Origin of the sequence: Streptomyces caeruleatus, assembly GCF_001514235.1 — a bacterium.
GTDB classification, from domain to species: domain Bacteria; phylum Actinomycetota; class Actinomycetes; order Streptomycetales; family Streptomycetaceae; genus Streptomyces; species Streptomyces caeruleatus.
Genome location: NZ_KQ948926.1, coordinates 386377 through 402330, shown reverse-complemented (window position 1 = coordinate 402330; position 15954 = coordinate 386377). Strand labels below are relative to the sequence as shown.

The window sequence follows — 15954 nt, the reverse complement described above, 5'->3', positions numbered from 1 at the left end:
GGTGAGGATCCGGACCCGGAGGAGTTCGAATGAGGCCCGGCAGCAGTTGCGGAAAGTTGTGCCGACCGTCGTCTCCGTCAATGTCATGCACCAGAAGATCTCGTCATCGACGAACACACAGTCCTGCTCGGCAGTCTCAGCTCCCTGTCGCAGAGCCGCTCGCGCGAGGTCATGCTGACGATCAAGGGTGGCTACTTCGACCGCAAGGGCATCGAGTCCCCGGCCCGCCTGGGACGACACCGGTGGACTGTTGAGCGCACGGTGAGTTGGCTGAGCGGCATTCGCCGCCTGCACCGGCGCTACGAGCGCACATCGGACCACTTCCTGGCCTTCGTTGGCATCGCCGCCGCCCTCATCTGCTACCGCCGACTCAACCGGGGGCGCAGCCATAATGCGGGGCATGTCGCTTCATGGAACCGACGCATACAGAGGCCACGACGCATTGCCCATGCTGGTTCAGCGGGCTGTCGAGGCGGCGCGCGCACAGGGATTCGCGTTCTCCTGCCGACCCGAACAGGGGCGTTTACTCCAGGTGCTGGCTGCAGGAGCACCCCACAGCATCGCCGAGACCGGAACAGGTTGCGGTGTGGGCTTGGCTTGGCTGGCCTCGGGTGCACCTCCGGGCACCCGGCTGATCAGCATCGAACGTGATCCGGAACGAGCCCGTATCGCTTCGGACATCTTCCGTGACTGCGACCATGTCGAGGTCCTCCACGGCGACTGGCAGCGAATCGAAGAACGCGGCCCTTATGACCTGCTCGTGCTCGACGGCGGAGGCCAGGCCAAGGGCGACGGCACCGCAGACCCCGCGCGCCTGCTCGCCGCCGGCGGCACGATCGTGATCGACGACTTCACCCCGACCACAACATGGCCGCCCCGCTTCAACGGCGCACCAGACCACGCTCGACTTCACTGGCTCGAACACCCCGAACTACGAGCTGCTGAACTCCGCCTCGCAACAGACCTCAGTGTGATCGTCGGCACCCGCCTACCGGATAGCTGAGCCAGCCCCGCTCGCCAAATGCAACGACCTCTTTAGCCGAAGGCCCTGAGGCGGCTGGGTGTTGCGGTGGGGGGGCCTGGCCGAATCTCTCTTGGACGGGCTACTGCTGATGGTCAGCGCGCGCCGCCACTCCTGGTCAGGAAGTGATGCGCCGAGTCACCGCTCCGATGAGGTCGGTCTTGGCGACCTGCAGTGCGAAACCGTTCGTGCTGTTCAGCGCAGGCTTGGCGTACCAGGGCAGGGCCCGGCGGCGCCACTTGGCTGCCATGAGGTTGTTGGGGAGTTCTGGGAGGGGCAGTACCCAGTTGCCGAGCCGGAGTTCCCCATGCCAGGTGCCGGCTGAGAGTTCGGCGACAGGGATGCGTACGACGAGGGCATCGCCGGTCGTCGAGGCGGGGAAGGTGGCGTTGTCTCCCCGGTCGTTGCGCAGGGTCGCGGTGAGAGTGCCCTCGGGGTGGGCGGCGAGGGTGCAGCGGCCGGTGAACTCCAGCTCTGTGGGGGTGTCGGAGGCCCACTGGACTGTGTCGTTCAGGCTGAGATGGGGCAGTACGGCGTGCTTGTTCTCGCCGAGGTCGAGGGTGAAGTTGCCGTGCGGGTTGGTGGTGTAGAGGGTGGCGGCACGGGGCCCCTCGTTTGTGTCCACGACGTGTGTGGCGGCCTTGCCGGACACGTCGACGGTCCGCTTGCTGCCGATGCGGACTTCCCGGGTGATGCCCTGGGCGCCGATGGCGAGCGAGATGTCCCACAGTCCGTCGCCCAGCGGGCTGCCGTCGGCGGCCGTGGTGATGTCGAGGGCGGCCTCGAAACCGGCCTTCTCGTAGACGTAGTGGCCCTGGTCCTCGTCGGCGCCGAGTCCGGGTGTCGCGGTGTGGGTGACCGGCAGCCGGAACTCCTCCTTGCGGTCACGCTCGCGCAGGACGAGTTCCGTGGTGACGTCTTCGGTGGCGACGCGGTGGAGGTAGCCGTGCCCGGCGAGGTAGAGCGTGGTGCTGTGCAGCTCGGCGCGGGTGACCCGGTGGCGTACGCCGAGTTGTGCAGTGACGTCGTAGCAGCTGTCGGGGATGGCCCGGGCGGGATCGCGGAGGAATGGATAGCGGGCGAGGGCCCTGCCTTCGTCGACGAGGACCGGGGTGGAGAACTTTCTCCCGGCCAGTTCCTTCTCGAACCGGGTGAGTTCGAGGGCTTCGTCGAGCATCTGGTGCCGGACGAGGTGGAGGCGGAGGCGGGCCATGGCGGAGAGCTGGTTGTTCATGCCCTTGTGCCAGAGGGGGGCCACGGTGTCGGCAAGTTGGGCGAGGGCTTTTTCCTGCTGGGGGCGGGGTTCTGCCGCGAGGTGGCCGAGGATCTCCTGTACTTCGATGGTGAGGTGTCGGTGCGCCAAGTGGTCGCGGCCGGGGCCGGGCGGCACGTTCTCCAGCAGAATGTCGATCACGTGCGGCAGGAACCGCAGCCGGGGCTCCGAACCGCTATGACGCACGGTGGTGTTGCCGCCATCTTCCCGCAGGGTGCAGAACAGGCAGTCGTAGTCGGCGATGACGGAGATGCCCGACGAGTGCAGGTACGCCAAAGCCACGAACGATTGGTCTTCCCCGATGGGCAGGCTGGTGGGGAACCGCAGCGCATGCCGCTCCAGCAGTTCGCGGCGGAACAGTTTCAACGGGTTGAGGGCCCAGTAGACGCGTGAGCTGAAGACGTCCGTCTTCGGCTGATTACGCTTGAACATCGACGTGGGCAAGCCGCGTCCCCCGACGCCCACCATCTTCCCGAGCACGATGTCGGTGCCGTTTTTCTCGGCCATCGCGACCATACGTTCCAGGGTCTCGGGGCCCAGGTAGTCGTCGGCGTCGAGGAAGAACACGAACGTGCCTCGGGCGTGGTCGAGGCCGACGTTACGAGGTGCCGAGGGACCGCCGGAGTTCGCCTGCTTGAAAATGTTGATCAATCCGGGGTGCATACCGGCCAGGCGTTCAAGTTCCTTGGCCGTCCCGTCCGTTGAGCCGTCATCGACAACGATGATCTCCAGCTCGTCCGAGCCGATGGTTTGCTCCGCGACGGACGTAATGCAACGCGTCAGATAAGGCATCGCATTGTAGGCGGCGACAATCACCGAAACGGCCGGGGCAGCCATCGTCACGCTCTCCAAGAAATAGGGGGCACGCCCCGTTTTCTGGATGGCTTAGCTGTTGGCTGGTCTGGGCCATTTGCGGGGAAGATGCCACAAAGAACTGTGAAGATAGCATGACCTTCCTGCGACCGTGGGGTGACCTCCCGGCGAAGGGGGGCCTTGCGTCGAGTTCGGAGCAGCTGACTTGGCGAGCGATTCGCCTATGTGAAGCCATATGGGCGATATATGCATCTGCTGTGATCTTTGTCATATTGCCGAGTGGCCGGGCGTGTATTGCATGTGCACTTCATGTGAAGCGATGATCTCTTGACTTTCTTTAGCTCCTCTTTATGTACGGGGTGTTTGTGTCAAGGGTGGGGAAAGCGTGGCGTCGCAGTGCTGTCACTGTTCTGGCAGGGGCACTGCTGACCTTGGGGGTCGGATCCGGCGGTACACCCGCAGCAGCGGCCGTCGCGTGTCCGGCGGGGACCGATTCGGACTTCAACGGGGACGGCGTCCGGGATACGGCGATCGCCGACCCGGAGGCAAGCGTCGACGGCGTGCAGAAGGCGGGAGTGGTGCACGTCGTCTATGGCGGCGGTAAAGGCACCTTCACGTTCTCGCAGGCCACGGACGGCATACCGGGCGTTCCCGAGGCGGGCGACGAGTACAGCCACGCGCTGGCTGTTTACGACGCCGATCTCGACGGTTGCAGCGACCTGGTGGTCGGTTCTCCGTACGAGGACATCGGTGCCGCGCCCGACGCCGGAGGCGTGCAGGTGATCTACGGCTCCACGAGCGGGCTGAACGCCGGCGGCAGGGCCGTGAAGGAGATCTACCAGGGCAGCGACAAGCCACTGGGCGGCACCGCGGAGGCCGACGACTGGGTCGGGTACGCGGTCGCGGCCGGAAAGACCTCGGGCGGCACGCCGTACCTGCTGATCGGCAGCCCCGGTGAGTCGATCGGCACCATCGAGGACGCGGGCTCCTTCTACTACGTGAGCGGCACCGCGCAAACCGTCGTGGGCATCGACCAGGACACCGAAACGGCCGGTGCCGTCCCCGGGGTAGCCGAGCAGGACGACCGTTTCGGCAGCGCGTTCGCCGCGACCCCGACCCACTTCGCGGTCGGCACACCCGGCGAGGCACTCGGCACCGCGACCTTCGCCGGCGGCGTGGCCTGGTTCAACCACACGCTGACCTCCGGCTACCCGAAGCCACTCGGCGGACTCGGCCAGGATCAGGACGACATCTTCGGGGACGAGGAGGCCGGCGACCAGTTCGGCACCGCACTCGCCATGGTCCCGTACCGGCCCTCCGGCGCCACCTCCACCACCGAGTCACTGCTCGCGGTCGGTGTTCCGGGTGAGGACGGGCTGACGACTGTGGATGCGGGCGCCGTGCAGGTCTTCCGCCTCACGGCCAGCGGTACCTTCACCGAGACCGCCTGGATCAGTCAGAACACCGCGGAAGTTGACGGCGCGGCAGAGTCCGGCGACCTCTTCGGCAAACAGCTCGCCGCCGCCAACACATCCCCGAACGCGACCTCCACGGCCACGACCACCAGGCTCGCGATCGGCGTGCCCGGCGAGGAGACGACCGAGGAATTCCCGGATGAGGGCGGCGTCCACGTCATCCCGCTGGTCGGTGCGCCCGGTGCCTCCGACATCTCGATCGACCCCGGATACGGCGTTCCGTCCGCACCCGCACCGCGCATGCTCACCGGCCTCGCCCTGGGCGCCACTCCGTCGCTGCTGTACGTGGGTGTGCCCTATGGCCCGGCCGAGGGACGGGCGGTCTACGGCTTCCCGTGGAACGTGGCCTCCGGCGGTGCGCCGACGCAGACCTTCAAGCCCGGTGAGGGCGGTATTCCGGCCGGCGGCGTCGCATTCGGTGCCACTGTCCGCTGACGACGCGTCCACGATCGCCGCACTCGCACATCCGACAACCGCGACGACGCGCAACCCGGCAAAGGCGGTAGCCCCCACGGGCAGCGGCCTTCGGCCGACGGTCCGCTGAGGTCCGTCAAGCGCGTAAGGCAACTGGCCGGACCAGGTGTTCCGGCAAATCGACTTCTGAGACAGACGTGAACCGACTGGAGCGTGGACACGTGTCCGCAGACAGACACAGACCGATACGGCGGGGCATGGTGCTTCGTGCCGCCGTGGCGGCGGCCGTCACCGGCGCGGTGGTAGCCGGCGCGGCGGTCCTTCCGGGCGGCGGTGGCAGCCCGGCGCAGGACCAAGCGCCGGTGGCCGCCGACCAGCCGATGCAGACCGAGCAGCAAGCTCTCGCCGTCGCGCAGGAGAGCGGCAAGAAGACCGAGGTCGTCGGGCTGCGCACCGAGCACCGGGAGATTTTCGCCGAGCCCGACGGCAGCTTCACGGCCCGTGAGTACACCGAGCCCGTCCGCACGGTCCGGGACGGCAAGTGGGTCGACATCGACGCGACGCTGGTGAGGCGGTCAGACGGCAGCTGGGGGCCGAAGGCCGCCACCGTCGGCCTGAACTTTTCTGCCGGGCAGGCAGGCAAGCCGTTCGTGACGATGCAGCGGGCAGGCCGGGAGTTCGCCCTGACCTGGCCGTACGGCAAGCTGCCCGCGCCGAGCGTCGAGGGCGACACCGCCACCTACGTCGATGCCCTGCCCGGTGTGGACCTCACCGTCCGCGCCGAGGCCGACGGATTCGGTCATCTGCTGGTCGTCAAGTCGCCCGAGGCGGCGGCCGACCCGCGGCTGGACAGGATCGACCTGGGCATGGCCACCGACGGCCTGAAGGTCTCTGAGGACGCCGCCGGGGCGATCGTCGCCGAGGACGCCGTGGTCGGCGGCGCCGTCTTCCAGGCGGGGGAACCCGCGATGTGGGACTCGGCCGCCGTGACCGAGGCCGCCGCCCGCCAGCAGGGCCCCAAGGCCGTGGCAAAGGCCCTGAGCTCCGCCACGGCCGGTGCTGAGGAAAGCGCGGCGCCCGGCCCGCAGGCCGACACGGCCGCCGAGCCCGCCCTCGAAGGCCCGGGCGGCGGCGGACGTGTCGCCGAGCTCGGCGTCGAGGTGGCCAAGGACAAGCTGAGCCTGGTCCCCGACCAGAAGCTCCTCAAGGGCGAGGACACTGTCTTCCCGGTCGTCATCGACCCGATCCAGCGCACCACCTCGCGCACCTCCTGGACCGGCATCATGTCCGGGATGCCCACCGAGCAGGACTGGAAGTACTCGGGCAGTGCGGGCGTCGGCAAGTGCCCCACCGACTACAACCCGGTCTCCTGCAACGGCGTCGGCGTGCGCCGCACGATGTTCACGATGCCGCTCTCCTTCTACAAGGGGAAGCAGATCATCGAGGCGACCTTCTCCGCCCGGGTGGAGCACATCTACAGTGCCACTCCGACCGCCGAGCCCATCCGGCTGTACCGAGTCGGCGGCAAGGACTACTCGCTGACCTCGTCCAGCAACTGGTCCAACACCTCGGACGACTGGGTGGACCACCTGCAGACCGTAGACAAGGCGATCTCCCCGACATCCTGCTCCAGCCAGGCCAACCTGCACTTCGAGAGCGGCGAGAGCGGCGAGCTGACCAACGAGATCAAGTCGGCCGCCGCAGGCGACTGGAACGCCATGACGCTGGGCTTGCGCGCCGCCGACGAGAGCAGGTTCGCCGAGTGGAAGCAGATCTGCGGCAACGCCTACCTGTCGATCAAGTACAACAACCTGCCGCGGCAGATCAAGACGTCGGACATGTACACCGACCCTGGTGGCCGGTGCCGTTGGGGTTCGGACCGCGCGTACGTCGACGAGCCGCCGAAGCTGCAGGCCATCGCCAGCGACCCCGACCACGGAAACGGCCAGACGGACAAGGTCAAGGTCGAGTTCAAGGTGGAGTGGACCGACCCCAAGACGAACACAGCCCAGTCCTACACCTACGTGACTGAGGATGCGCTGTCGCCGACCACCAGTACCAGGTTCGACCACACCGTCCGCTCGGTGATCCCGGAGAACACGGTTATCTACTGGAGTGCACGGGCCGACGACGGTGATGGCTCCGGCCCATGGAGCTGGGAGGGCGACTCCGCCCAGCGCTGTGAGTTCACCTACGACAAGACTTCTCCGGGCAAGCCGTTGGTGCACTCCAAGGAGTACCCGTCGGACACCACCTACCACGATGGCGTGGGCACCTACGGAACCTTCACCTTCTGGCCCAACCCGAATGACTCCATCCTGGACACCGACGTCGTCAACTACCAGTACTCCTTCGATGGCGCCGCGCTGAAGGACCTCCCGCCGAGCACTCCGGGCGGTTCGGTCTCCCTCCAGTGGATGCCGACCTGGTCCGGGCGGCATGTGCTCGAGGTGATCGCCGTGGACAGGGCCAACCGCACCGGCAGGACCCCCTACCACTTCCTGGTCAGCGAGGGCACGCCGGTCCGCGCCCAGTGGAACCTCGCCGACAAGGCCGTCAATACCGAGGCGCACGACGAGAGCGAGAAGTTCTCGGCCACGGCCGGCCCCGCCGTCACCTTCGAGGTGGACGGTCCCGGCGGCAAGGCCGACAGGGCGGCCCGCTTCGACGGCACCGCCGACGCCTGGCTGGACACCAGCGAGACAGTGCTCGACACGTCCAAGAACTTCAGCGTGAGCGCCTGGGTGCGGCCCACCGCGCTGGACCGGAACATGACGGTGATCAGCCAGGACGGCACGGGCGAGCCCGGCTTCACCCTGGGCTACGACGCGTCCGCGCAGACCTGGAAGTTCGCCGTCCCGGTCAACGACGTCGACTCGCTCGGCGAGTGGAAGGCCGTCTCCACCGGAGTGTCCGTGGTCAAGGACCAGTGGGTGCTGCTGACCGGCGTGTACGACGCCCAGAGGAGCGGCGGCCCGCAGCTGCAGCTGTACGTCAACAAGGACCTCAAGGGCAGCGCCGGTCGCCGCTCCACCTGGAAGTCCTACGGCCCGCTGCAGATCGGCCGCGCCACGGCCAAGAGCGGCTACCGCGACCACTTCACGGGTGACCTGGCCGAGGTCCGCGTCTTCGACCGCGTACTGCCAGCGGCCCAGGTCGCGGACTTGATGACGGTCAAGCCGACCCGCAAGGGCTACTGGCAGCTCGACGATGCGAGCAACGGGGCCTCCGCCGAAACCGGCGGTGGACAGGCCCTGACCCTCGCGGGCAACGCATCCATCTACCGCCCGGCCGACGTGTTCGACAACGCCGCCCTGGTCGGCGACGGCCACCTGCTCCTGGACGGCGACGGGGACTACGCGTCCACCGCGACCGCCCCGGTCACCGGCAACAGCAGCTTCACCATCTCCGCCCGCGCCCAGCTCACCTCGCTGGACCCGGTCAAGTCACAGACGGTGCTGTCCCTGCCGGGCGCCAACGCCAACCGCGTCCAAGTCCGCTACCAGGCCGCCACCAAGCAATGGGAGCTGGCCGTGGCGAAGACCGACTCGGCGACCGCCGAGATCGTCACCTTCACCGACAACCAGGAACTGGCGAACACCGGCGGCTCCGGCCAGCACCTCGCGGTCGTCTACGACGCCGTCGCCAACTCCATCCGCCTGTACGTCCAGGGCCAGCTCGTAGCCGGTGCCTACGGCAAGAACGACACTCTGTGGTCCGCCACCGGCGGGCTCCAGGTGGGCCGTTCGCTGCGCGGGGCGGGCGAGTACTTCGCCGGTGCACTCGACGAGGTCCGCGTCTACAGCGGGGCCGCCGACCGGATCGCGGTACAGCAGATGGCCGCGCTGACGGCCGTTCCAGACATGTGACAGACCGTCACTTCCTGGAGTGTGCCGGGCCCTCAGGGACCCGGCACACCCGTCCCCCCCACCTCCTTTCCTCCTCCAATCCATGACGTTCTCCTCCGAAGGGAACCGACCGCATGTTTCGTGGCCGCTCACTGAGCCGCCGCATGCCGAGACAGGCGGTCGTCGCGACAGTGATAGGGCTTTCCCTCGCACTGTCCGCGTCGACCGTCCAGGCAGTGGTGCTCGACGACGGCGCCCGGGGCCGCACCAGCAGCCCCGGCGTCCAGGACGACGGCGATCCCGTCAAGAGACGCGACGCCAAGTCCAAGCCCCGCCCCTCGGACCCGGCCCGCGAGGCCGCGGTCAAGGGCCTCGACAGGGCGGCCTGGCCCAAGCAGGGCAGCACAGAGGTGAAGCTGGGGGCCACCGCGGAAGCGGGCGGTCTGCCGGTGAAGGTGCTGAAGCCCAGGAACGCCAAGGCTGCGAAGTCAGCGCCATCCGAGGTGCAGGTCGACGTTCTCGACCCGGCCCGTGCCGCGAAGCTCGGCGCCGGAGTCCTGCTCGGTGTTGAGCGGGCCGACGACGGCAACAAGGCCGCCAAGGTGCGCCTGACCGTCGACTACTCCGACTTCGCTGAGGGCTACGGCGGCTCCTACGCCTCCCGGCTGCGCCTGGTCCAGCTGCCCGCGTGCGCCGCGTACGCGACCCCCGGCAGCAGGAGGTGCCCGCAGCAGCCGAAGGTGCTGCCCACGGTGAACGACGTACGGGCGGGCACCGTCTCGGCCGACGTGACCGCCGCCCCGGCTTCCGCCGAGGGGGTCTCCACGATGGCGGGCGAGTCGACCTCGCTCCTGGCGGTGGCGGCGGGTCCGTCCAGTGCTCAGGGCACCTACAAGGCGACCGCTCTGTCCCCGTCGGCCAGCTGGAGCGTCGCCACCTCCTCCGGCGGGTTCAACTGGGACTACCCGCTGCGCTCCGTCCCGACCCCGGGCGGTCAGGTCCCCACCGTGGGCCTGGGCTACTCCTCCCAGTCGGCGGACGGCCGCACCTCGGCCACCAACAACCAGGGCTCCTGGATCGGCGAGGGCTTCTCCTACGACCCGGGCTACATCGAGCGTCGCTACAAGCCCTGTTCCGAGGACGGCCACAGCAGCTCCGGTGAGCAGTGCTGGGCGTTCCAGAACGCCACCGTCATGCTCAACGGCTCGGCCGGCGAGCTGGTCAAGGACGACGTCTCCGGCAAGTGGCACCTGTCGTCCGACGACGGCTCCAAGGTTGAGAAGCTCCCCGGTGCCACCAACGGCGACGAGGGCAGCACCACGGACGACAAGGGCGAGCACTGGAAGATCACCACGTCCGACGGCACCGAGTACTACTTCGGCCTGAACCGCCTGCCGGGCTGGGCCACGGGCAACGAGGAGACCAACTCCGTCTGGACCGCCCCGGTCTTCGGTGACGACTCCGGCGAGCCCTGCTACAACGCCACGTTCGCCAGCGCCTACTGCCAGCAGGCGTGGCGCTGGAGCCTGGACTACGTCAAGGACACCCACGGCAACGTGATGTCCTACTTCTACGAGCGCGAGACCAACTACTACGCGCTGAACGGGAAGACGGACGTCAACGGCACCGCGTACCACCGCGGCGGCTGGCTGAAGCGCATCGACTACGGCCAGCAGGACGGCAAGGTCTACGCGGCCAAGGCCCCGGCCCGGATCGTCTTCAACACCGACGAACGCTGCCTGCCCACCGCCGACTTCGACTGCGCGGAGACCAAGCGCACCAAGGCGAACGCCGCCCACTGGCCGGACGTCCCGGTCGACCAGGAGTGCAAAGCCAGCACCAAGTGCACCTCACCGGTCCAGACGTTCTGGACCACCAAGCGCCTGACGTCGATCGTCACGCAGATGCGCAAGGACGCCACGAACTACCAGGACGTGGACGCCTGGAGCCTCACGCACCTGTTCACCGACAACGGCGACGACTCCAAGACGCTGTGGCTGTCGAAGATCGAGCACGAGGGCCGCGCCGGCACCGCCGTCAAGCTCCCCTCCGTCGACCTCTTCGGCGAGCAGCTCGCCAACCGCGTCGACGCGATCGGCGACAACATCGCCCCGTTCCACCGCTTCCGCCTGTCGATGGTCCTCAGCGAGACCGGCGCCCAGCTCGACGTCAACTACGCGCCCACCGACTGCACCAAGGCGACCCTGCCCCAGCCCGGTGAGTCCACCAAGCGCTGCTACCCGGTCAAGTGGGCTCCGCCCGGCAACCTGGAGCCGATCACCGACTGGTTCCACAAGTACGTCGTCGCAGCGGTCATCGAGACCGACCGCACCGGCGGCAGCGACGGCATGGTCACCCGCTACGACTACCAGGGAGACGCGGCCTGGCGTAAGGCGAAGCCGGACGGCATCACCGACGCCAAGTACCTCACCTGGGGCGGCTGGCAGGGCTACGGCAAGGCCACCGTCACCAGTGGCACCGCCGACAAGCAGACCACCCGCATCGACTACACCTTCATGCAGGGCATGAACGGCGACGCGAACCCGGCCGGCGGCACCCGCTCGGTGACGGTCAAGGACTCCACGGGCGCCACGTACGACGACGACGAGGAGTTCACCGGCCACCAGCTGGAGGCCGCGACCTACGACGGCGCAAAGCTGGTCTCCAAGACCATCGCCACTCCGTTCAGGCACTACACCGCCACCCAGACCCGCAGCTGGGGCACCACCCGCGCGGCGATCGTGCGCGCACAGACCGGCCGCGGCTTCCAGCTGAAGTCGGACGGGACCTGGCGGGAGACGAAGTCCACCACGGCATACGACACCGCCAAGGGCGGCCGAGTCACCCAGGTCGATGACCTCGGCGACGTCTCCACCGCCAAGGACGACTCCTGCACCCGCACCTGGTACGCGGACAACACGACGCAGAACATCCTGTCGCTGCCCTCCCGCAGTGAGTCCGTGGCGGTGAAGTGCTCTGTCACCCCGGACTACAAGACGCAGGTCCTGGCGGACGAGCGCACGTCCTACGACGGCGGCGCCTACGACGTGGCCCCCACCAAGGGTGACGCGACCAAGACCGAGCGCCTGACGTCCCACAACGGCACCACGGCGACGTACCAGATCACGGGTGCGACGACCTACGACACGTACGGTCGCCCACTGTCCCAGAAGGACGCCAAGCAGTACGGCACGACGGACGAGACCAAGACCGCCTACACCGAGACCAACGGCCTGCTGGCGAAGACCACCGTCACCAACGCCCTAGGCCACGTCACCACCACCGACTACGCCCCCGCCTGGGGTATGTCGGCTGGCCAGACCGACCCGAACGGCAAGCGGACGGACCTCGCCTACGACGCCCTGGGCCGTCTGACCTCGGTGTGGCTCGCGGACCGGGCGAAGACCCAGACGCCGAGCATCAAGTACTCGTACAACGTCCGCAAGGACAAGGTCACCTCGATCAAAACCGAGAAGATCGAGAACGACGGTACCTACGGCGCCGAGTACCAGCTCTACGACAGCCTGCTGCGCCCCCGGCAGATCCAGACCGAGGGCCCGGACGGCACGAGCATGGTCGCCGACACGTTCTACAACGGCACCGGCAACCTCAAGAAGACCAACTCGACGTACAACGCGGCCGGCGCCCCCTCCGACGAGCTGTTGCCCGTCAGCAACAGCCAGGTCGGCGCACAGAACCTGCTGGAGTACGACGGACTGGGCCGCACCACAGCCCAGATCTTCGCGGTCAGCGGCGCCGAGCAGTGGCGCACGACGACCACGTACGACGGCGAGCTGACCCACGTCGACCCGCCGGCCGGCGGCGTGCCCACGACCACGGTCACCGACGTCCAGGGCAACGTCTCGGAGCTCCGCCACTACCGGGGCTCCGCGCCGGGTGCGGGTGTGCCGAACGACTCGACCAAGTACACCTACAACACCCGCGGTCTGCTGGAGACGGTCACCGACGCCAAGGGCAACGTGTGGCGGTACAAGTACGACCAGCTGGGGCGCAAGACCGAGGCGATCGACCCGGACGCGGGCACCTCGCGCACGGAGTATGACGAGCTGGACCGGCCCGTCGCCTCCTACGACGGCCGGAACAAGAAGATCTCCAGCGTCTACGACAAGCTCGGGCGTGTGGCCACGACCTGGCAGGGCGAGCCCACGACTGGTACGAAGCTGACGGAGACCAAGTACGACAAGGCGGGCTGGCTGGGCCAGGCTTACGGCTTCCTGAGCTACGTGTCGCCGACGGAGTACTTTGCCACCGCAGTCCAGTCGATGGATGAGTTCTACCGCCCGCTGAAGACGGCCTACCAGGTCCCTGCCTCGCAGAACTCCCTGGCCGGCACGTACGTCTTCAGCACGACGTACAACCGTGACGGCACCGTCCAGAGCACCGGCCTGCCCGCCATCGGCGACCTGCCGGCGGAAGCGCTGACCTACACCTACGATGCCCTGCAGCGTCCGAAGACGATGACGGGCTCCACGTCGTACGTCACGAACACCGTCTACTCCCGCACCAGCCAGCTCCAGCAGCTGGAGCTGTATTCGGGCAGCGGCAAGAAGGTCTGGCAGACCTTCGACTACGAGACGGGCACCGATCGGCTGACCCGCTCAGTCGTCGACGTCTACGGCGCCACCGCACCGGCGAAGGACTCCCAGTACTCCTACGACCAGGCAGGCAACGTCCTGTCCATCGCGGACACCGCGAACACGTCCTCGCCGGATATGCAGTGCTTCGCGTACGACAGCCGTCAGCGCCTGGCAGAAGCCTGGACCCCGGCGGCCACGGCGACGACGGCGGGCGGCACGGGCACCCGTGGCACCACCACCCCGGTGGACGGAACCGGGCCGACCGCCTGCAACACGGCGCCCGGATCGAGCTCGCTCGGCGGCCCGGCCCCGTACTGGAAGTCGTACGTAACCGACGCCCTCGGCAACCGCACCGCGGAGACGCTTCACGACACCGGGCTCGACACTGCGAAGAACACCACCCGCAGCTACGAGTACGGCACCGCGGGCGCCCTGGGCGACGGCCCGCACCAGCTCACCAAGGTCACCGAGAACACTCCGACCGGCGAAAAGCAGTCGACGTACGAGTACGACGACGCGGGCAACACCACCAAGCGCACCATCGGCGGCGACGCCCAGTCGCTGACCTGGACGGACACCGGCAAGGTCAATGAGGTCACCGAGGCGAACGGTTCGAAGACGAGCTACCTCTACGACGGCTCCGGCAACCGGCTCGTCCGCAAGGACCCGACCGGTACCACCGTCTACCTGCCCGGCACCGAGCTGAAGCTGTCGGCCGACGGCACCAAGAAGGAGGCCACCCGCTACTACGACTTCGCCGGCCAGACCGTCGCGGTCCGCACCGCGGCCAAGCTGTCCTATGTCGCCGCGGATCACCACGGCACGGGCGAGGTGGCGATCGATGCCACGACAGGCGCGATCAGCCAGCGCCGGTTCGACCCTTACGGCGTCGACCGCGGCGAGAAGACCGGCAGCTGGCCGGGGGAGAAGGGCTACGTCGGCGGCACCATCGATGCCTCGACCGGCCTGACCCACCTGGGGGCGCGTGAGTATGACCCGGTGATCGGCAAGTTCATCTCGATCGACCCGATCATCGACTACACACAGCCCCAGCAGATCAACGGCTACGCGTACGCGACCAACTCACCGGTCACGAACGCCGATCCCAGTGGCCTGAAGAACGTGGCGTGCGAGGACCCACGGATCGAGTGTTACGGAGGCCAGCCTGTCACCAGCAGCACCCCCGACCCGGCGGTTGTCCAGGCGCAGTCCGAGCACAACGAAGCAGCCGCGAATCTGTCGGGCGCGCAGCAGCAGCAGGCTTCCGCCAAGCAGCGGATCAAGTCCGCGGGCAAGGCCCTGGTCAAGATCGCCCGGGACATCCTCGGCGTGGACGCGGCCCTGGACTGCATCTCCAGCGGTGACGTCGGGGCCTGCGGCGAGACTGTGCTCAACATCGCAGGCAGCTTCGCGGGCGGACTGGCGGGCAAGATCCTCGCCAAGTACGGCGCGCCGTGGAACTGGGCCAAGGGCTTCCAGCTCGCCAAGAGGGTGACCAACCTGGTCGGGGACCTGATCGGCGGGGCCAAGGACCTGTGGAACGCCACCAAGGCGGTCGCCAACGCGAGCGCCGGACTCTCCAAGGCCGCGGACAAGCTCGCGGACGCCAGAAAGAAGGCGGCCGCGGCCCTCAAGAAGAAGAAAAAGACCGAGGAACCGCAGTGCCACAGCTTCCTGCCCGGCACGAAGGTCCTGCTGGCCGGCGGCGGTACCAAGCCGATCGAGAAGGTGAAGCTCGGCGACAAGGTCGTCACGACCGACCCGAAGACCGGCAAGGCGACGGTTCGTCAGGTAGCGGGCACCATTGTCACCGAGGACGACAAGCACTTCTCCGACCTCACGGTGACATCCCCCTCGGGCCAGAAGCAGGCACTGATCGCCACGACGACCCATCCCTTCTGGGTCGAGTCCGAGCAGGCATGGATCAAGGCCGGCGACCTGAAGCCCGGCATGAAGCTGCACACCCCCTCAGGCGACACGGCTGAAGTCACGGCCAACCGTCACTTCGACAAGCGACAGCGCACGCATGATCTGACGGTCACAGGGATCCACGCGTACTATGTGCTGGCAGGGACGACGCCGGTCCTCGTCCACAACTGCAGTATCGCTCAAGGTTTGGCCAACCGCGCATCCGAGATTCACGGTCAAGCCGGTAGCGATATCGCTATGAATAAGTCAACGGTTGCAGTGGTCAGTGCGGAAACACCGCGGGGTGTCGTCCACGTTGTTGCCGGAAGTGGTCGCGGCTTGAATAGGGCACAGAAGGCGATGCTTAGTGGAGTGGAGGTGCCTGCTCGAAACATTCCTGGCGCCCACGCTGAGCAAAATGCGCTCCTGTTCATCAATGAGATGGGGTGGTCTCCGATTGCTGGAGGCGCCTCACGGAGTGTGTGTAGTGAGACTTGTGCTCCCCTAATTAGGGCAAGCGGGGGTCGAATCACTGGCCGCGCCTATGGGAACGAATCAGGGACACAGGTTAGGACCTTCGAGTGGTGAGTATCGAGTCAGCTAT

5 protein-coding genes and 1 pseudogene are annotated in these 15954 nt (G+C 67.5%); 5 read left to right on the top strand and 1 reads right to left on the bottom strand.

What is annotated here, in order from left to right; translation table 11 throughout:
* Positions 1–201 precede the first annotated feature (201 nt).
* Both AQJ67_RS44955 and AQJ67_RS10645 read left to right on the top strand, forming a co-directional pair.
* Positions 202–372, top strand: a pseudogene (locus AQJ67_RS44955) (transposase); the annotation flags it as partial.
* Between the two features lie 28 nt (positions 373–400).
* Entirely contained in the window at positions 401–1003 is a 603-nt protein-coding gene (locus tag AQJ67_RS10645; protein WP_062718538.1) for an O-methyltransferase, read from the top strand.
* A 136-nt stretch (positions 1004–1139) separates the two neighbouring features.
* Here AQJ67_RS10645 and AQJ67_RS10640 read toward each other — a convergent pair whose 3' ends face one another.
* Entirely contained in the window at positions 1140–3131 is a 1992-nt protein-coding gene (locus AQJ67_RS10640) for a glycosyltransferase family 2 protein (RefSeq protein ID WP_062717838.1), read from the bottom strand.
* Between the two features lie 407 nt (positions 3132–3538).
* On the opposite strand from AQJ67_RS10640, the gene AQJ67_RS10635 reads away from it, so the two are divergent.
* The 3 genes from AQJ67_RS10635 (at position 3539) to AQJ67_RS10625 (ending at position 15938) form a co-directional block, all read left to right on the top strand.
* Complete coding sequence (locus AQJ67_RS10635; RefSeq protein ID WP_079055874.1) at positions 3539–5017, top strand: FG-GAP-like repeat-containing protein; 1479 nt, start codon at positions 3539–3541, stop codon at positions 5015–5017.
* Between the two features lie 236 nt (positions 5018–5253).
* Positions 5254–8865 (top strand): LamG domain-containing protein, encoded by a 3612-nt coding sequence (locus AQJ67_RS10630; RefSeq protein ID WP_062717836.1) that lies wholly within the window; start codon positions 5254–5256, stop codon positions 8863–8865.
* Between the two features lie 143 nt (positions 8866–9008).
* Complete coding sequence (locus AQJ67_RS10625; protein ID WP_167366198.1) at positions 9009–15938, top strand: polymorphic toxin-type HINT domain-containing protein; 6930 nt, start codon at positions 9009–9011, stop codon at positions 15936–15938.
* The last annotated feature ends 16 nt before the right edge of the window (positions 15939–15954 follow it).

What these genes read in the sequence shown, in the direction of transcription:
- AQJ67_RS10645 (WP_062718538.1), top strand. Translation starts at nt 401, where the DNA reads ATGTCGCTTCATGGAACCGACGCATACAGAGGCCACGACGCATTGCCC.
- AQJ67_RS10640 (WP_062717838.1), bottom strand. Translation starts at nt 3,131, where the DNA reads ATGGCTGCCCCGGCCGTTTCGGTGATTGTCGCCGCCTACAATGCGATG.
- AQJ67_RS10630 (WP_062717836.1), top strand. Translation starts at nt 5,254, where the DNA reads ATGGTGCTTCGTGCCGCCGTGGCGGCGGCCGTCACCGGCGCGGTGGTA.
- AQJ67_RS10625 (WP_167366198.1), top strand. Translation starts at nt 9,009, where the DNA reads ATGCCGAGACAGGCGGTCGTCGCGACAGTGATAGGGCTTTCCCTCGCA.